Consider the following 16,845-nt stretch of genomic DNA (forward strand, 5'->3'; position numbering starts at 1 on the left):
CCTCACGTTCAGGAGGCTCCAACATGAATATCCAACCGCCGTCAGATCCGCTGCGTGATGACGCGTTTCGCCTTGCCAGCGAGGCATTTCAGGACGACATCATCGGCAAGCGCCTGCCGCCATGGTTGCGCAAGGCATCGGTCGAACAACTGCCCGCGCTGGGTCAGGCGCTGGCCAAGAGCCTCGAGTGCCGGCACCAGCTTACCCACTTGCTGGCACGCATCGACAGCATCGACGATTTCGTCGCCTCGGCAATGGAAGCTGCACTGGCCGAGCGTTATGGCATGGCTGTCAACCTGCGCCGCTTGAGTTTTCTCCAAGGACGCCGTGAGCCGATCATCAATAGCGAACCTGTGGGCGCCCACCTCACCGAGGTGGTCTATGAAGAAACACCGCTGCTCGAGGTTACCTTGCGCAACTTCAGCGTCGATGAGGCTGCACCTGGGGGGCAACCGGCAGGCAACCGCTTGCTCGTCCCGCGCCTCGGCACTGCCAGGCCGCCCACCGCCATCGAGTTCGCTGCCTTGTGCCGCGAGCTGGACCTGGGAGAGCGCTATCAGCAGCATCTGGACGCCATTCTCAAGCCGGTCAATGCCGAAAAACAGGTTGAGTCGCTGCTGCTCGATGCCTGCCGCTATGCAATGCTGGAAGAGGCGCACAAAGCCAGCTTGGACGACAGGCTGGACGCCAGCGAATTGAAGTTGATCGCAGCCATGTGCCTTGAGGGTAAATTGCTGCGCCTGGCCGGCGATCTGGTGGAGGCCAAGCGTCTGACACTGCTGAACTGCGCGCTGGAACAGGTGGTGGTGCTCGAAGTCACCGACCAGGGGCCGTTGTTCAACACGACGCGACGCCTGTTGCTGTACATACCGGGCGATCCGATTGCCCCCTGGAGTGCGTTCGATGACCTGGAGGGTCTCAATCGAGCACTGGGCCATCGCTTGCGGGTCAAGTCTTACCAAGGCTTCTTCAGCCGCTTCGTGCTGCGGCGCGAAAGCCAGGCATTCTTCGCCACCGTGATCCCCGTTTTCGATGATCTTCCCGACTGGGCCAGCTACGATTTGAAGCCGCGTCTGCACGCTTATGCAGCGCCTCTGTTCAACACCCTGGCGCAATCGCGGATTCGCCAGATAAAAGAAGATGCGGCAATGATCGCGACGCCGGTGGCGCGGCTCGATCGTGACCTTCAGCGCGCCCACGATCAGCGTCTGGCTGCCGAGGGCTGGCTGCTGCTCAATATTGCCGGGCTGTTCGTGCCGGGCATCGGGCTGCTGCTGCTGGCCGTGACTGCATGGGAGCTGCTGGGTGAGGTATTCCAGGGTTTCAAGGCATGGCAGGACGGTGATCGTCAGGAGGCGCTCGATCATTTGACCAATGTCGCCACCGACCTTGCGGTGATCGCAGCCACGGTGGCGGGGGTGAAGATCGCACAGCGCGTGTGGGCACGCTCCTCGGTGGTCGATGCGCTGACGCCGGCGCGGCTGGAGGACGGCAGTACCAAGCTCTGGAGGCAGGACCTCACCCCCTATCGCAGCTTGCCCCCGAGCGCGGCAGCAGTGCCCGATGCACTGGGGCTTCGTCGGCTGAATGCACAGGCCTGGATCGAAATGGACGGCCACCATTATGCCGTGGCCGAAACTGGCAGTGACGGCCAGTGGCGGTTGCGTTCGCGTGACGGGCATGGCCCTGCACTGCGCCACAACGGTGCTGGCGCATGGCGAGTATGGAGCGAGCAGCCCGCTGAGTGGGACGATACCTATCGCTTGTTCCGTCGTCTCGGCGAACCTTTGCAGGGCATGAGCGACGAGCAGATCGATGAAGTGTTGAACATCCATGGCTTGAACGCCGATCATCTGCGTGCGCTGCATGTGTATGCCCGGGCGCCGGAACCCGGCATGCTCGACAGCGCCGAACGCTCCAGGCTCGATCGACGTATTCGGCAGATGATCAGCCGCTTGCGCAGTGGCGAGCACGTTGAAGACAGCACGGTGCTTGAGCATGCCCGGCAGCTACCCGGTGCCAGCGGCTTGCCCGACCAGGCGCTGGCCGAGCTGGCATGGGCCCGTCGTCGCGCCCTGCTGGGCCAGGTGTACGCTGCCTTGCAGCCGGACGACAGTGCCGGTGCCGCTGTGCTGCGCAGGGTCTTTCCGGGCTTGCATCGGCGCGCAGCCCAAGCGTTGCTCGAGGGGGCCTGCGGCGATGATCGACGGCGTCTGCTGCAAACCGGGCGCGTGCCGTTGAGCCTGGCCGAAGCGGCGAGGCTCAGCGTCATGAACATTCGCAAGGCGCGTGTGTTCGAGGCCTTTTACTTGGATACGCCGCAAACTGCCGACCTGGCCCGAGTGGTGCTGGGCTTGCTCAAGTATCTTCCCGGCGCTGCCCAGGGCGTGCGTTGGCGTCTGCTCGAAGGCCATCTTGGTGGACCGTTGCTGGTATCGACCGAGGCAGGTACGCAGGCGTTCGACCTGATCCATCAGCAGGGCCGTTTCCAGTTGGTCGACGCCCAGGGCGCAGAGCAGGGTGAGGCGGGTGAGCTGTTCGAGGTGATGGTTTCGGCCTATACGCCGCAGCAACAGGACGCCATGGCGGTTGGCGACCCTTTTGCGCACAATCTCAGGGTAATGCTGGCGCGTGAGGCCCGGCAGCGGCGCTCCGAGCTTGAACCGCTGCTCGGTCTGCAGCGGCCGGGTGCTTTTCGCGCTCCACTACGTATTGCCAATGGCAGGCTCGGCTACCCGTTGGGCGGTCAAAATACGGGAGGATTCAGGCGCGCCCATCAGGCACTGCCGGCCACCTTGCGTGATCTCTACCCAGCCTTCAGTGACAATCAGGTGGCTGCCTGGGTCGAAAGAGTGCGGCGCTCGGGGCAGCAGCTCGATACGGTACTGGCAGCCCAGCGCGAGCAGCTCAGCGCACTGCGTAACCGGCTCGATGCCTGGGTAGGCGAGGCGCACGGCGAGTTGCGCGCGGAGCGACACACCGTGCGCCGGACCTTGGTCGATTGTTGGCAGCGCCTCACCCATGCCGAGGACTTGCTTGCCGATACGGACGACAACTACCGCCTGATCATCTACAACACTCAGCCGGGTGCGCTGCCAGTGCTCCCTGCGCAGGTGAGTTTTGCCCATGTCTCCGAGCTCTCGTTCCTGGACATGGGCTTGACTGAGATTCCACAGAGCTTCGTGCTCGCGTTCCCGCGATTGCAGGTGTTGGACCTGGGCAGTAACCGCCTGACACGATTACCTGAACCGTTGCTGCAATTGCCGTCCTTGCGCCAGCTGACCTTGACCGACAATCAGATCGTCCTGAGCACCCACCAGGTCACCACCTTGGCGAGCGCCACGATGCTGGAGTACATCGACCTGTCCCACAACCCCTTGGGGCGCACTTTCACGTTGAGTGGGATGACCTATTTGCGCTGGCTGAGCCTGCGTAACACCGGCACAAGCAACTTTCCCCATGGCCTGAACAACCGTTCGGGGCTGCTTTACCTGGATATGCGACAGAACCGGATCCGCCAGATACCCGAGTGGTTCTATCAAGCGCCCGCGCTGTTTCGCCAGCGTATCCGGTTGAGCGACAACCCCTTGCCGGCGCTTGAGCGTCAACGGCTGGACGCTGCCTTGATCCTTCCACCCGGCGTGCTCGACGCGGCACTGGAGCGCGAGCGGGTGGTTCGGGCCCGGGAGATCTGGGGGGACGCGGTGGGGCCGCGAAACCGTGGCTTGCTGATAGCGGCCTGGGAAACGGCGGATGTCGGCGAGGCGTCGGAGCGGTTCTTCCGGGTGTTGCAACAACTGCTGCTGTCGGCGGACTTTCAGGTGAGCGCCGAGGCGCTGGGGTACCGGGTGCTTGCCCTGCTCAGAGCGATGGGGGAAGAGCCCGCCTTGCGTGACCACTTGCTGAGCGTGGCCAACGACGAGTGGGGATGTCAGGATGGCGCAACCTGGTGTTTGAGCAACCTGGAAGTGAGTGTTCTGGTGTGGCGTGCTCGGACCGATCACCCAGCCAACTCGGAACGGGCGCTGATCAGGCTGGGACGACGCTTGTGGCGGCTGGAGCAAGTGGACAACATCGCGGTACGAGAAATCATCCGTCGCGGCGGCGATCCTGATGAAAGCGAGATCGGGCTCGCTTATCGGCTAGGGTTGCGAGAGCGGCTGGATCTGCCCATCGAAGTGGGTGATATGAGCTTCAGTCGGATTGCCGGCGTGGATGAGCAGCACCTGCAGGTGGCGCAGGCGCAGATCCGTCGGGAGGAGACGCAGGAAGCGTTGGCTCGCTCGCTGGTGGATCATTCATTCTGGCAGGCCTATCTGGAACGTACCCATGCCAGCCGTTTTGCCGAAGTGGACAGGCCCTTCCAGCGCCGACTCAGTATCCTGCTCGATGATCTTGCGTTGACTGATGATGCCCGCCGGGTGCAGTCGGATGCCATTCTGGCAGAGCAACGTGCCATGCGCCGCCGGGTGATGCTCGACTTGACGCTGGCGGCGTTGGAGATCGGCCTGGGGGATCCGCCTATCGACGTCCGTTGACCCTCGCAGGCAAGGTGCAGCCTGTCACCCGCGTGCCAGCAGAGCCTTTGGACTATGCTCAGATGAGGTGACGGAGGTGGGTTGAGCATTCGCTCCGGGACCAAGGCCGCTGCGGAAACCACCAGTTACTTTTCCATGGCCACCTGCAGCGCGAAGTAGTTTAGGCTCCCGATCGGATTTTTCTCCGTGATCTGTAGTCATTGGTTTATCGAGACAAATAAGGAGATGCGTATGCTCGTCCGGTCACTGATCCTCGCCACCTTGCTCGCCGTCACTGGGCCTTCGTTCGCCGCCGACAGCGACGCGCCGCTGGCCAAGGAGGTGGGCAAGGCTCGACCTTTGGTGATCATCGCGCCGAGTTCTGCGGACCCCACGCTGCGGGGGTTGAACGAGGCGCTCAAGGACCCTGCCACCCAGGCGGCATTCAAGGAACGCGGCCTGGTGGTGTATAGCGTCGCCAACATGATGGGCAAGCGCGAGGACAAGAACCTCGAGCAACAGACCACCATGGCCCTGATCCGAGAACTCAAGCTCGGCGCCAGCAAGGGCACCAAGGTGATCCTGGTGGGCAAGGACGGCGAGCGGCATATGCTCAAGGATGACGAGTCTGGCGAGAAGATCGACCCGCAGGCGATCCTCAAGGCGGTCGACGAACTCCCCGCGTCGGAGCAGGCCGTTGCGGCACCTGAGCCTGTTGCCGCCGTACCGGAACCCAAAGGCAAAGACAGCAAACCCGCCAAACCTGCCAAGCCCGCCGCGCCGCCCAAACCGCTGGAAGACTGACATCACAGTGCATCAGGCGCGTGCAGCAATGCGCGCGCCGATCCAGTGATCGATGCTCAGCCGGCCGGCGCCCTTGAGCAGCAGGGGCAGCAACGCCACCAGGTAGATCAGCGGCAACTTGAAATTGCCAAAGCCTTGGTCAGTAATGGCGTAGCCCTGCGCCAGCTCTGCCAGGCTCGACCAGTGCGCGGGCCAGTGCACGGCGGCTATCGCCACCACAGTGATCACCATCAGCCCCGCCGAGGCCAGCCTGGTGCCAAGGCCCAACAGCAGCAGCACCGGCAACAGCAACTCGGCCCACATCGACAGCTGCCAATTCAGTGATGGCGGCAGGATGTTGAAGGGGAACGGGAAGCTTCCCTGCAAATCGCCGAACCAGTTGCTGCCATTGAATTTCTCAAGGCCCGATTCGAAGAATTCCCAGGCCAGGAAAAGCCGGAGGGGCAAGTCGGCGCTCCAGCTGCCGAAACGGTCGACGTGGGTGAAAGTACGGGTCAAGGTGGTCATGGTGTTTTCTCTTCTTCAGGAAAGGGCGGCGGTGTTGCGGCGCTGGCGCAGCGCCAGCTTGGCGGTGAGCTTGAGGCCGATGGCGGCGAACATCAGGGCGAACGCCAGCGGGTACCAGCCGGCCATGGGGATGCGCTTGTAGAACGACAGGCAGAACACTGCGGCCAATACCCACATGCCAGTACTGTGCAGGGCCTTCCAGGTGCGGCTGCCAAGCAGGCGCATGGCGGGTTTGAACGAGGTCAGGGTCAGCAACAGCAAAAATACATAGCCGATGCTGCCCGGCAGGCTGGAGGTGACGGTACGGCCAGCCCAGAACAACTCGGGGAACTGCTGCGCGTAGCGATAGATCAGCAGGCCATGCACGGTGTGCGAGAAGGCGAAGGCCAGGCCCAGGTAACGCCGTTCGCGCACGATCCGCCGTGTTGCCGGGCTTGGCAGCAAAGCCACCAGCGAGGAGGCCAGGAACGCCAGCAGGAACAGTGCAAAGGAACTGCGCGCAGTGGCGCGGATAGCGCTGCGCAGGCCATCGGATCCGGCTGGGTGGGCGGCCAGGACCACGACGGTCATGAGCAGGGTCAGGGCGGCGAGGGCGCTGAACAGCTTCCAGCCGGACGGTAGGGTGATAGGTCTCATCGACAAGCTCCCGGGGTGTGGTTGTGTGACCGGAAGTGTGTGGCGATGAGTTATCTGCAGTGTGTCGAACCCAGCTGCTTTATGTATCGGACTGTAGTCAGTGCAACTCGATCTGGGCGCACAACCCGCCACTGCGGCGGTTGCTCAGGGTCAAGCGCCCGCCCATGGCCTGGGTCAGTTGCTGGGCGATGGCCAACCCCAGCCCGGTTCCGCCGGTGCTGCGGTTGCGCGAGCTTTCCACCCGATAGAACGGCTTGAGTACTTCGCTGAGTTCTTCTTCCGGAATCCCCGGTCCCTCGTCGAGCACGCGGATCAGGGTGCGGCCCTGTTCACGGCTGACTTCCAGTTGAGCCTTGCCGGCGAACTTCAAGGCATTGTCCAACAGATTCACCAGCACCCTGCGCAACGCATGCGGGCGGGTTTCCAGCAAACTGTCGGTATGGCCACAGCGCTCGACCTGGGCGCCGCTGTCCTGATAGTCGAACACCACGCTGTCGAGAAACGCATCGAGGTTGATCCGGCAGGGGGGCTCGGTGTTGATATCCATGCTGCGGGCATAGGCCACGCCTTCGCGGACCAGGTGCTCCATGGCATCCAGGTCATGCCATAACTTGTCTTTCTCGACGCTTTCGTCCATCACCTCGACGCGCAGTTTCATGCGTGTGATCGGGGTTTGCAGGTCGTGGGAGATCGCTGCCAGCAACTGCATGCGCTCCTTGAGGTAGGCGGCGATGCGGGCTTGCAGGGCGTTGAAAGCGATGGCCGCTAACTTCACTTCGCGCGGGCCGCTTTCGTCGAGCAGCATCCCTGGCTTGTCCGGGTCGAGGTCGTCCAGCGCCTTGATCAAGCGGGTCAGCGGGCCGATGGCCAGGCGCACGGCCAGCCAGGTACAGAACAACAGCACGCCAAGCTGGATCAGCAGCACCAGCGGCAACCATTTGGCCACAGGTACCGGTGCAGGCGTGACGTCGATGGTCAGCGGGGCACCGTCAGCCAGGCGCAGGTGGGCTTGGAAGTGTGCGTTCGGCCCGGGGATTTCCAGGAAGGTCAGAGGGTAATGATGACCGATGGCCTTGACGATCGACTCGGCGGCCATCGGTGGGTCGTTGCTCGGCATTGACTCACCGGCGAGGCCCTCATCCAGCCGGTAGCGGTAGGTGCGCCGCTCCAGGCGTGGCAGCCAGGCGGCGCGTTCGGCCGCAGGCAGGCGGTCGAGAATGGCCACCGAGGTGGCGACGTCCAGCTCCAGGTTGCTGAGCATCATCGAGCGGCTGCTGATGTAGCGCTCATAGGCCTGCAGGCTGAAGGACAGCCCATAGGCCAGCACCAGGCCGGTGAAGAAGATCAGCGCCAGACGCGAAGCCAGGGTGCGGGGCCACTTCATGACGGCGACTCGAGCAACTGCACCGGCAGCGAGAATACATAGCCCTCGCTGCGCACGGTCTTGATGCAACTGGGTTCGCGAGCATCGTCACCCAGGCGCTGGCGCAGGCGGCTGACCAGCAGGTCGATGGAACGGTCGAAAATGTCGGCCTCGCGCCCTTGGGTCAGGTTGAGCAGCTGCTCGCGGCTGAGCACCCGTTGCGGATGGTCGAGGAATACCCGCAGCAAGCGGTACTCGGCGCCGCTGAGGGCCACCAATGTACCCTCGCTGTCAAGCAAGTGGCGCGCGGTGGTGTCCAGGCGCCACTGGCCGAAGGCGAGCAGGCGGCTGCTTTCACTGATGGTCAGGTTGGGCGGCAGCATGCGCGTGCGGCGCAGCACGGCGTTGATGCGGGCCAGCAGTTCGCGGGCGGAGAACGGCTTGGTCAGGTAGTCGTCGGCGCCCATCTCCAATCCGATGATACGGTCGGTTTCATCGTTGCGTGCGGTCAGCATCAGCACCGGCGTGTTGCGGTGCTTGCCGGCGCGCAGTTCGCGGCACAGCAGCAGGCCGTCATCGCCCGGCATCATGATGTCGAGCACGATCAGGTCGACGCTGTTGGCTTCGAGAAAGGCGCGCATCTGCCGGCCATCGGCGACGATGCTCGTGCGCAGGCCGTTCTTCTTCAGGTAGTTGCCGACCAGTTCGCGGATTTCGCGGTCGTCGTCGACGATCAGGATGTGATCGACATGTTCCATCGCTGGAGTCCTGTGCAAAGTGGAGTGGGCGCAGTGTACCGAGCAGGCAGGTGCTTGCCTGCAGGGGTTTGTATTGCAGTGTATCTGCCCCCGGCGCTGATACAGCAGGAAGCACATCACCGGTTCTGCGACACATGCCCGATACCTGGCGGGCGTGAAATGGCTCTCGACCGGGGAGCAACACTCCCCACCCCTCGAAGATGCACAGGAGCGATACCATGAACGTCAAAACCCTTGCCAGCGCCAGCCTGTTCGCCGTGCTCAGCCTCGGCACCCTGGCCGCCCAGGCGACCACCATGCCGACCAACGATGCCAGCGTCATGCAGTACCGCTACGGCGATCAGCTGGATGTGCAGAAAGTATTGTCGGTGAAGGATGACCAGAGCAATGGCTGTGGCCTGGTCAACACCCGCATGGATTACATCAACTCCAAGGGCCAGCCGGAAAGCGTCCAATACCGCACCTACGCCACGAGCGGCTGCCATGACAACTGATCGCCGTCGGCTGCTCAAAGCGGGTGGCGTGGCCCTGGCGCTGGTCGGCCTGGGCCTGGCCGGCCACCTGATGGCCCGCGACAGCTACGGCGCCATGCCCTCGCTGGCGGGGGCCAGCGCGTGGCTCAACTCGCCGCCGCTGGACGCCCCGGCGCTCAAGGGCAAGGTGGTACTGGTGGACTTCTGGACCTGGGACTGCATCAACTGCCAGCGCAGTATGCCGCATGTGAACGACTGGGCTCGGCGTTATGCCGACCAGGGGCTGGTGGTGGTGGGCGTGCATACACCGGAGTACGACTATGAACATGATGTCGGGGTGCTGAAAAGCAAAGTGGCCAGCCTGGGTATTGGGTATCCGGTGGCGGTGGACAATGATAAAGACGTGTGGAATGCCTGGGGCAATCAGTTCTGGCCCGCCCATTACTTCGTCGATCGCCAGGGGCAAGTGCGGCATGTGCACTTTGGTGAAGGCGACTATGACGGGCAGGAGCAAGTGATAAAGGCGTTGCTGGATGAAAAAGGGTGATGTCAGTGCCGGCCCTTTCGCGGGGCAAGCCCGCTCCCACAGATCCGGCGGTGCACCCTACCTGTGGGAGCGGGCTTGCCCCGCGAAAGGGCCGGTGATGCCTCAGCTGAAACTGGCGAAATGCGCCTGCATCCGCGCCGCATCCGCCTTGCGCCCACTGAACAGCTCAAACGCTTTCACTGCCTGGAAAACCGCCATGTTGCTGCCATCCAGCGTCCGGCAACCCAACGCCCGCGCAGCGCGCAGCAGTTCGGTCTGCAGCGGGAAGTAGATGATCTCTGCCACCCACAGCCGCGCATGCAGCAGTTCTACCGGCAGCGGCGTCCCTGGCAGTTTGGCCATGCCCACCGGCGTGGTGTTGACCAAGCCGTCCGCCTCGGCAATTTCATTCGCCAAGTCCGTACCGAGCACCGCGCGTCCCGCGCCAAAATGGCCGTTGAGGTTGTCGACCAGCGCCTGCGCACGCGCCGCATCCACTTCGAACAGCACCAGCCGCTCGACCCCTTCGCCCAACAGCGCATGGGCCACCGCCGAACCGGCGCCCCCCGCGCCCATCTGCACCACGCAGCGCCGTGCCACATCCGGCAGGCCACGGCGCAGGCCTTCGGCAAACCCTAGGCAGTCGGTGTTATGACCTACACGCTTCCCGTCCTTGAGTACCACCGTGTTCACCGCGCCGATACCCCTGGCCTCATCGGACAGTTCGTCTAGCAGCGGCACAATCGCCTGCTTGAACGGGTAGGTGATGTTGAGCCCGGTAAAGCCCGTGTGCTGGGCGGCGTCGAGCAACTGTGCCAAGGCGCTGTCGTCCAGTTGCAACTGGTCGGCATCGATCAGGCGGTAGAGGTAGCGCAGGGCCTGGGCATCGCCTTCGTGTTCGTGCAGGGCAGGGGTACGCGAAAGCTGGATGCCGCGGCCGATCAGGCCGGCAAGAATGGCTGGCTGAGTCATGCGGCCTGCTCCCGGAACCGTTCGGCGAAGTGGCTCAGGGCCATGCGGTAACCCTGACTGCCCAGCCCGCAGATCACGCCCACGGCGATCGACGAGACGAACGACAGGTGGCGGAACGGCTCACGTTTGTGCACGTTGGAGAGGTGGACTTCGATCACCGGCAGTTCGCAGGCCACCAGCGCATCGCGAATGGCCACCGAGGTGTGGGTCCAGGCACCCGGGTTGATGACCACACCGCTGCAGCGATCACGGGCAGCGTGGATCCAGTCGATCAGTTCGCCTTCGTGGTTGGTCTGGCGGAATTCGATTTCAAGGCCGTGCGCGTGCGCGGTGTCGGCGCAGCTTTGGGCCAGGTCAGCAAGGGTTTCGTGGCCGTACTGGGTGGGCTCGCGGGTACCCAGCATATTCAGATTGGGGCCGTTGAGCACAAGGATGAGGGGCTTCATGGCGGGCATCGCTTTGTTGTTGTTGAATGCCTTTATGGTTGTACCACCTGGTTAGTTTCGTCAATTGGACAAGCCGCCGCACGAGGGATAGTGGGCGATTATCGAACTTGATTACAGAATTGTAACGTTGACGCCACCGCCTCGATATCCAGCCCTCCCTACAGTCCCTCGCCACCGCTTGCCGACGAGGACTTTCGAAGTGCCCACCCCCCGCAAGATCGTCATGCTCTGCCTGTTGCTGACGGCCAGCGTCAATGCCCAGGCCGAGCAGGGCCCGAGCCTGTCCGAAGCGCTCGCCGCTGCCTTTGCCAACAATCCCGAGCTGGCCGCCGCCGGCCGCGAAATCGGCATTGCCGAGGGCGAGCGCCGCCAGGCCGGGCTGATCCCCAACCCCGAACTGTCCTGGGAAGTCGAGGACACCCGCCGCGACACCAGCACCACCACCGTCACCCTCAGCCAACCCTTGGAGTTGGGCGGCAAGCGTGGTGCGCGCATCGCGGTTGCGGGGAGTGGCCAGGCCATCGCCCAGCTCGAACTGGAACGTCAACGCAACGGCCTGCGCGCCGACGTGGTTCAGGCATTCCACGCCGCCCTGCGCGCGCAGACCGCAGTGGAGCTGGCGCAGCAGTCGCAGGCGCTGACCGAGCGCGGCCTGCGCGTGGCACAGGGGCGCGTCAGCGCGGGACAGTCGTCGCCAGTGGAAGCGACCCGTGCCCAGGTGCAACTGGCCCAGGCGCAAGCCGAAGTGCGTCGCGCGCAAACCCAGCAGACGGTGGCCTACCAGGCATTGGCGCGGTTGACCGGTAGCCCGTTGGCGACGTTCAACCAGTTGCCTGCTACCGCGTTGTCACCCGGCGCGGCGCCCGATACCGACACCCTGCTCGACAAGGTCGAACACACCGCCGACTGGCGACTGGCGGCCGCGCAGATCGAGCGCGGCGAGGCCTCGCTGGGCTCGGAGAAAGCCCAGCGCATTCCCAACCTGACCGTCAGCGTCGGCAGCCAGTACAGCCGCGAGGATCGCGAGCGGGTCAACGTGGTGGGCCTGTCCATGCCCCTGCCGCTGTTCGACCGCAACCAGGGCAACGTGCTGGCCGCAGCACGCCGCGCCGACCAGGCACGCGACCTGCGCAATGCCGTCGAGCTGCGCCTGCGCAGTGAAACCCGCAGCGCCGTCAGCCAGTGGCGCACGGCAATGCAGGAGGTGGACGCCTATGACCGGGCCATCCTCCCTTCGGCGCAGCAGGCCGTGGATACCGCCACCCGTGGCTTCGAGATGGGCAAATTCGCTTTTCTCGATGTGCTCGATGCCCAGCGCACGCTGATCGAGGCGCGCGGGTTGTACCTCGACGCACTGGCCACGGCGACCGATGCCCGTGCGCAGGTCGAGCGCCTGTACGGCGACCTTGACGGTTTGAACACCTTATCGAGCAGCAGGAGCACCCATGAATAATCCCCGCAAGTTAGCCCTCCTGGCTGCCGCCATCACCGTGCTCGGCCTCGGTGGCCTGGCCTGGACCGGCAACCTCGGCCAGGCCAGCAGTGGTGAGGCCCATCACGACGAGCATGGCGAAGACAGCCACGGCCACGGCCACGGTGAAGAAGGCGGCGAAACGCACGAGGGAGAAGAAGGCCAGTTGCACCTGAGCGCCGAGCAGATCAAGGCCGCCGGCATCCAGCTGGCCACCGCCGCGCCGCGCGAGCTGGGCACCGCCATCAGCTTCCCCGGCGAGATCCGCTTCGACGAAGACCGCACCGCCCATGTGGTGCCGCGCGTACCCGGTGTGGTCGAGGCGGTGCACGCCGACCTCGGCCAGGCGGTCAAGCGTGGCCAGGTCCTGGCGGTGATCGCCAGCCAGCAGATTTCCGACCTGCGCAGCGAGCAGCAGGCCGCCCAGCGCCGCCTCGAACTGGCGCGCCTGACCTTCCAGCGCGAGCAGCAGTTGTGGCAGGAACGCATCAGTGCCGAACAGGACTACCAGCTGGCTCGCCAGGCCCTGCAAGAGGCCGAAATCGCCTTGGCCAATGCCCGGCAGAAGGTCGCCGCGGTCGGCCCGGCCGGTGCGGGCAACCGTTACGAGCTGCGGGCGCCGTTCGACGCGGTGGTGGTGGAGAAACACCTGACCGTGGGCGAAGTGGTGGGTGAGACCAGCAATGCCTTCACACTTTCGGACCTGAGCCGGGTCTGGGCCACGTTCGCCGTGGCCCCGCGCGATCTGACCAAAGTCACCACCGGCCGCAGCGTCACCGTCAGTGCCCCGGACCTGGGCGCCGAGGTCGAGGGCAAAGTCAACTACGTCGGCAGCCTGCTTGGCGAGCAGAACCGCGCCGCCACCGTCCGCGCCACCCTGGCCAACCCCAACGGCGCCTGGCGCCCCGGGTTGTTCGTCAATATCGCGGTCAGTGTCGAGCGCTTCAACGCCGCCGTGGTAGTGCCTGAAAGCGCCCTGCAGACCTGGGAAGACCAGGCCGTGGTGTTCGCCCGCACCGGAGAGGGCTTCGAGGCACGCCCGGTGAAGGCGGGCCGGCGCGATGCCGGCCAGGTGGAAATCACCGAAGGCCTGGCCGCCGGAACCCAGGTGGCTGCCGCCGGCAGCTTCGTCCTCAAATCGGAGCTCGGCAAGGGCTCCGCCGAGCACAGTCATTGATCACGGGGACGCTTGCATGTTCGAACGCCTGATCCAATTCGCCATCGAGCAGCGCCTGGTGGTGATGCTTGCCGTGGTGCTGATGGCCGCTGTGGGTATTCACAGTTACCAGAAGCTGCCCATCGACGCGGTACCCGACATCACCAATGTCCAGGTGCAGATCAACACCGCTGCCCCCGGTTACTCGCCGCTGGAAACCGAGCAGCGCATCACCTTCGCCATCGAAACGGCCATGGCCGGCCTGCCGGGGCTCAAGCAGACCCGCTCGCTGTCGCGCTCGGGACTGTCCCAGGTGACGGTGATCTTCGACGATGGCACCGACATCTTCTTTGCCCGGCAGCTGGTCAACGAGCGTCTGCAGGTGGCCCGCGCGCAATTGCCGGCCGGTATCGAGGCCGGCATGGGGCCAATTTCCACAGGCCTTGGTGAAATCTTCCTGTGGACGGTCGAAGCCGAGGAGGGCGCGCTCAAGGACGACGGCACGCCGTACACCGCCACCGACCTGAGGGTGATCCAGGACTGGATCATCAAGCCGCAGCTGCGCAATGTGCCGGGGGTGGCGGAAGTCAACAGCATCGGCGGCCATGCCAAGCAATACCTGATTGCCCCGGAGCCCAAGCGCCTCGCGGCCTACAAGCTCACTCTCAACGACCTGATCGCAGCCCTGGAGCGCAACAACGCCAACGTCGGCGCAGGCTATGTCGAGCGCAATGGCGAGCAGTTGCTGATCCGCGCACCGGGGCAACTGGCGTCGGCCGAGGACATCGCCAATATCGTCATCTCCAGCGCCGATGGAACGCCGATCCGCGTCAGCCATGTCGCCCAGGTCGGTCTTGGCCAGGAGCTACGCTCTGGCGCCGCTACTGAAAACGGTCGTGAAGTGGTGCTGGGCACGGTGTTCATGCTGATCGGCGAAAACAGCCGCACGGTATCCCAGGCCGTGGCCGCCAAGCTTGTCGAGATCAACCGCAACCTGCCCAAGGGGGTAGTCGCGGTGACGGTGTACGACCGCACCAACCTGGTCGAGAAGGCCATCGCCACGGTCAAGAAGAACCTCATCGAGGGCGCGATCCTGGTGATCGCCGTCCTCTTCCTGTTCCTTGGCAATATCCGCGCCGCGCTGATCACGGCGATGGTGATACCGCTGTCGATGCTGTTCACCTTCACCGGCATGTTCAGCAACAAGGTCAGTGCCAACCTCATGAGCCTTGGCGCCCTGGACTTCGGCATCATCGTCGACGGCGCCGTGGTGATCGTCGAGAACGCCATCCGCCGCCTGGCCCACGCCCAACAGCGCCATGGCCGCATGCTGACCCGCGCCGAGCGCTTCCACGAAGTGTTCGCCGCCGCCCGCGAAGCGCGCCGGCCGCTGATTTACGGGCAGCTGATCATCATGGTGGTGTACCTGCCGATCTTTGCCCTGACCGGGGTCGAGGGCAAGATGTTCCACCCCATGGCCTTTACCGTGGTGATGGCGCTGCTCGGTGCCATGATCCTCTCGGTGACCTTCGTGCCGGCGGCCATCGCCCTGTTCGTCACCGGCAAGGTCAAGGAGGAAGAGGGCGTGCTGATGCGTACCGCGCGCAAGCGCTACGCCCCGGTGCTGGCCTGGGTACTGCGCCGGCGCAGGCTGGCCTTTGCTGGCGCAACGCTGCTGGTGCTGTTGTCGGCAGCCATGGCCAGCCGCATGGGCAGCGAGTTCATCCCCAGCCTCAGCGAGGGCGACTTCGCCCTGCAGGCCTTGCGCGTGCCGGGCACCAGCCTGTCGCAGTCGGTGGATATGCAGCAGCGCCTGGAGCAGGCGATCATCGCCAAAGTGCCGGAAGTGCAGCGGGTTTTCGCCCGCACTGGCACCGCCGAGATCGCTTCCGACCCCATGCCGCCGAACATCTCCGACGCCTACGTGATGCTGCACCCCCGCGAGCAATGGGCAGACCCGAGCAAGCCCCGCGAGGCACTGATCGCCGAGGTCCAACGCGCCGCCGCCAGCGTGCCGGGCAGCAACTACGAGATGTCGCAACCGATCCAGCTGCGCTTCAACGAGCTGATTTCCGGTGTGCGCAGCGATGTGGCAGTGAAGGTGTTCGGTGACGACATGGACGTGCTCAACCGCACCGCCGGGCAAATCGCCAGCAGCTTGCAGCAGGTGCCGGGCGCCTCGGAAGTGAAGGTCGAGCAGACCACTGGCCTGCCGGTGCTGACCATCGATATCGACCGCGACAAGGCCGCCCGCCATGGCCTGAACGTGGGCGATGTACAGGACGCCATTGCCATTGCCGTGGGCGGGCGCACAGCCGGTACGCTGTACGAAGGCGATCGCCGCTTCGACATGGTGGTGCGCCTTGCCGAAACCTTGCGCACCGATGTCGATGGCTTGTCCAGCCTGCTGATTCCGGTGCCGGCGAACGCGGCAGGCGGCGCTGCGCAGATCGGGTTCATCCCCCTGTCCCAGGTAGCGACACTGAACCTGCAGCTGGGGCCGAACCAGGTCAGCCGCGAGGATGGCAAGCGCGTGGTGGTGGTCAGCGCCAACGTGCGCGGGCGTGACTTGGGCTCGTTCGTCAAAGAGGCCGAGCAGACTTTGCTGCAGCAAGTGCAGGTTCCGCCAGGCTACTGGACCCGCTGGGGTGGCCAGTTCGAGCAGCTGCAATCGGCGGCCGAGCGCTTGCAAGTGGTGGTGCCGGTGGCGTTGCTGCTGGTGATGGGCTTGCTGCTGATGATGTTCAACAACCTCAGGGATGGCCTGCTGGTGTTCACCGGCATTCCCTTTGCCTTGACCGGCGGCGTGCTGGCGCTGTGGCTGCGGGACATTCCCCTGTCGATTTCGGCGGGGGTGGGCTTTATCGCGTTGTCGGGGGTTGCGGTGCTCAATGGCCTGGTGATGATCGCCTTCATTCGCAGCCTGCGCGAAGAAGGTCGCAGCTTGCGCGTGGCAGTCGAGGAGGGTGCGTTGACCCGATTGCGGCCGGTGCTGATGACGGCGTTGGTGGCGTCGCTCGGGTTTATTCCGATGGCGCTGGCCACCGGGACCGGGGCAGAAGTGCAACGGCCGCTGGCGACCGTGGTGATTGGCGGGATTCTGTCGTCGACGGCGCTGACCTTGCTGGTGTTGCCAGCGCTTTATCAGTGGGCGTACCGGCGCGAAGAGGCTGACGAAGGTTGAGAGTGCTCTACTGACCTGCATGCCCTGTGGGA

Annotated in this window: 13 protein-coding genes; 7 read left to right on the plus strand and 6 right to left on the minus strand. The window is 64.5% G+C overall.

All coding sequences use genetic code 11. The features are described from left to right. The first annotated feature begins 23 nt into the window (after nucleotides 1-23). Nucleotides 24-4,538 carry an NEL-type E3 ubiquitin ligase domain-containing protein gene (locus ACIPZF_RS19265; RefSeq protein WP_400802136.1) on the plus strand — a complete coding sequence of 1,505 codons (4,515 nt, stop codon included), beginning with the start codon at nucleotides 24-26 and terminating at the stop codon, nucleotides 4,536-4,538. Between the two features lie 231 nt (nucleotides 4,539-4,769). Further along, nucleotides 4,770-5,321 carry a DUF4174 domain-containing protein gene (locus ACIPZF_RS19270; protein ID WP_400802138.1) on the plus strand — a complete coding sequence of 184 codons (552 nt, stop codon included), beginning with the start codon at nucleotides 4,770-4,772 and terminating at the stop codon, nucleotides 5,319-5,321. A 12-nt stretch (nucleotides 5,322-5,333) separates the two neighbouring features. Here the strand turns inward: ACIPZF_RS19270 and ACIPZF_RS19275 are convergent, their stop codons facing one another. The 4 genes from ACIPZF_RS19275 to ACIPZF_RS19290 form a co-directional block, all read right to left on the minus strand. Continuing rightward, on the minus strand, nucleotides 5,334-5,828 hold the full coding sequence (locus ACIPZF_RS19275; RefSeq protein ID WP_400802140.1) for a DoxX family protein: 495 nt from the start codon (nucleotides 5,826-5,828) through the stop codon (nucleotides 5,334-5,336). A gap of 15 nt (nucleotides 5,829-5,843) precedes the next feature. Next, nucleotides 5,844-6,464, minus strand: a complete 621-nt coding sequence (locus ACIPZF_RS19280; RefSeq protein ID WP_400802142.1) for a ferric reductase-like transmembrane domain-containing protein — start codon at nucleotides 6,462-6,464, stop codon at nucleotides 5,844-5,846. 97 nt (nucleotides 6,465-6,561) lie between these two features. After that, entirely contained in the window at nucleotides 6,562-7,848 is a 1,287-nt protein-coding gene (locus ACIPZF_RS19285; RefSeq protein ID WP_400802144.1) for a sensor histidine kinase, read from the minus strand. Beyond that, nucleotides 7,845-8,585, minus strand: coding sequence for a response regulator (locus ACIPZF_RS19290; protein WP_201207473.1), 741 nt, complete (start codon nucleotides 8,583-8,585; stop codon nucleotides 7,845-7,847). The genes ACIPZF_RS19285 and ACIPZF_RS19290 overlap by 4 nt, the downstream gene beginning before the upstream one ends. 218 nt (nucleotides 8,586-8,803) lie before the next feature. On the opposite strand from ACIPZF_RS19290, the gene ACIPZF_RS19295 reads away from it, so the two are divergent. Both ACIPZF_RS19295 and ACIPZF_RS19300 read left to right on the plus strand, forming a co-directional pair. Continuing rightward, the gene (locus ACIPZF_RS19295) at nucleotides 8,804-9,079 is read left to right on the plus strand and encodes a DUF2790 domain-containing protein (RefSeq protein WP_400802146.1); all 276 of its coding nucleotides are present in this window, start codon (nucleotides 8,804-8,806) and stop codon (nucleotides 9,077-9,079) included. Next, nucleotides 9,069-9,605 (plus strand): thioredoxin family protein, encoded by a 537-nt coding sequence (locus ACIPZF_RS19300; RefSeq protein ID WP_400802148.1) that lies wholly within the window; start codon nucleotides 9,069-9,071, stop codon nucleotides 9,603-9,605. The genes ACIPZF_RS19295 and ACIPZF_RS19300 overlap by 11 nt, the downstream gene beginning before the upstream one ends. A 102-nt stretch (nucleotides 9,606-9,707) precedes the next feature. On the opposite strand, the gene ACIPZF_RS19305 is transcribed toward ACIPZF_RS19300, so the two are convergent. Together ACIPZF_RS19305 and aroQ are read right to left on the minus strand one after the other, a co-directional pair. Then, nucleotides 9,708-10,556: a shikimate dehydrogenase gene (locus tag ACIPZF_RS19305; protein ID WP_400802150.1), complete on the minus strand. Its 849-nt coding sequence runs from the start codon at nucleotides 10,554-10,556 to the stop codon at nucleotides 9,708-9,710. After that, nucleotides 10,553-11,002, minus strand: a complete 450-nt coding sequence (gene aroQ / locus ACIPZF_RS19310; protein WP_400802151.1) for a type II 3-dehydroquinate dehydratase — start codon at nucleotides 11,000-11,002, stop codon at nucleotides 10,553-10,555. The genes ACIPZF_RS19305 and aroQ overlap by 4 nt, the downstream gene beginning before the upstream one ends. Nucleotides 11,003-11,225: 223 nt before the next feature. Between aroQ and ACIPZF_RS19315 the strand changes: the two genes are divergently transcribed. From ACIPZF_RS19315 to ACIPZF_RS19325, 3 genes are read left to right on the plus strand one after another with little or no spacing between them, the layout of a single operon-like run. After that, complete coding sequence (locus tag ACIPZF_RS19315) at nucleotides 11,226-12,455, plus strand: TolC family protein (RefSeq protein ID WP_400802268.1); 1,230 nt, start codon at nucleotides 11,226-11,228, stop codon at nucleotides 12,453-12,455. Next, nucleotides 12,448-13,650, plus strand: a complete 1,203-nt coding sequence (locus ACIPZF_RS19320; RefSeq protein WP_400802153.1) for an efflux RND transporter periplasmic adaptor subunit — start codon at nucleotides 12,448-12,450, stop codon at nucleotides 13,648-13,650. The genes ACIPZF_RS19315 and ACIPZF_RS19320 overlap by 8 nt, the downstream gene beginning before the upstream one ends. 16 nt (nucleotides 13,651-13,666) lie before the next feature. Beyond that, a complete protein-coding gene (locus tag ACIPZF_RS19325; RefSeq protein WP_400802155.1) occupies nucleotides 13,667-16,813 on the plus strand; it encodes an efflux RND transporter permease subunit in 3,147 nt (1,048 codons plus the stop codon). The last annotated feature ends 32 nt before the right edge of the window (nucleotides 16,814-16,845 follow it).

It is taken from the genome of Pseudomonas sp. NPDC089752 (assembly GCF_044748725.1).
Lineage (GTDB): Bacteria > Pseudomonadota > Gammaproteobacteria > Pseudomonadales > Pseudomonadaceae > Aquipseudomonas.

Excerpts from the sequence above, each read along its gene's own strand:
- ACIPZF_RS19295 (WP_400802146.1), top strand. The coding sequence starts at position 8,804 with ATGAACGTCAAAACCCTTGCCAGCGCCAGCCTGTTCGCCGTGCTCAGC.
- ACIPZF_RS19290 (WP_201207473.1), bottom strand. The coding sequence starts at position 8,585 with ATGGAACATGTCGATCACATCCTGATCGTCGACGACGACCGCGAAATC.
- ACIPZF_RS19305 (WP_400802150.1), bottom strand. The coding sequence starts at position 10,556 with ATGACTCAGCCAGCCATTCTTGCCGGCCTGATCGGCCGCGGCATCCAG.
- ACIPZF_RS19280 (WP_400802142.1), bottom strand. The coding sequence starts at position 6,464 with ATGAGACCTATCACCCTACCGTCCGGCTGGAAGCTGTTCAGCGCCCTC.
- ACIPZF_RS19270 (WP_400802138.1), top strand. The coding sequence starts at position 4,770 with ATGCTCGTCCGGTCACTGATCCTCGCCACCTTGCTCGCCGTCACTGGG.
- ACIPZF_RS19275 (WP_400802140.1), bottom strand. The coding sequence starts at position 5,828 with ATGACCACCTTGACCCGTACTTTCACCCACGTCGACCGTTTCGGCAGC.
- ACIPZF_RS19315 (WP_400802268.1), top strand. The coding sequence starts at position 11,226 with ATGCTCTGCCTGTTGCTGACGGCCAGCGTCAATGCCCAGGCCGAGCAG.
- ACIPZF_RS19320 (WP_400802153.1), top strand. The coding sequence starts at position 12,448 with ATGAATAATCCCCGCAAGTTAGCCCTCCTGGCTGCCGCCATCACCGTG.
- ACIPZF_RS19265 (WP_400802136.1), top strand. The coding sequence starts at position 24 with ATGAATATCCAACCGCCGTCAGATCCGCTGCGTGATGACGCGTTTCGC.
- aroQ (WP_400802151.1), bottom strand. The coding sequence starts at position 11,002 with ATGAAGCCCCTCATCCTTGTGCTCAACGGCCCCAATCTGAATATGCTG.
- ACIPZF_RS19325 (WP_400802155.1), top strand. The coding sequence starts at position 13,667 with ATGTTCGAACGCCTGATCCAATTCGCCATCGAGCAGCGCCTGGTGGTG.
- ACIPZF_RS19285 (WP_400802144.1), bottom strand. The coding sequence starts at position 7,848 with ATGAAGTGGCCCCGCACCCTGGCTTCGCGTCTGGCGCTGATCTTCTTC.
- ACIPZF_RS19300 (WP_400802148.1), top strand. The coding sequence starts at position 9,069 with ATGACAACTGATCGCCGTCGGCTGCTCAAAGCGGGTGGCGTGGCCCTG.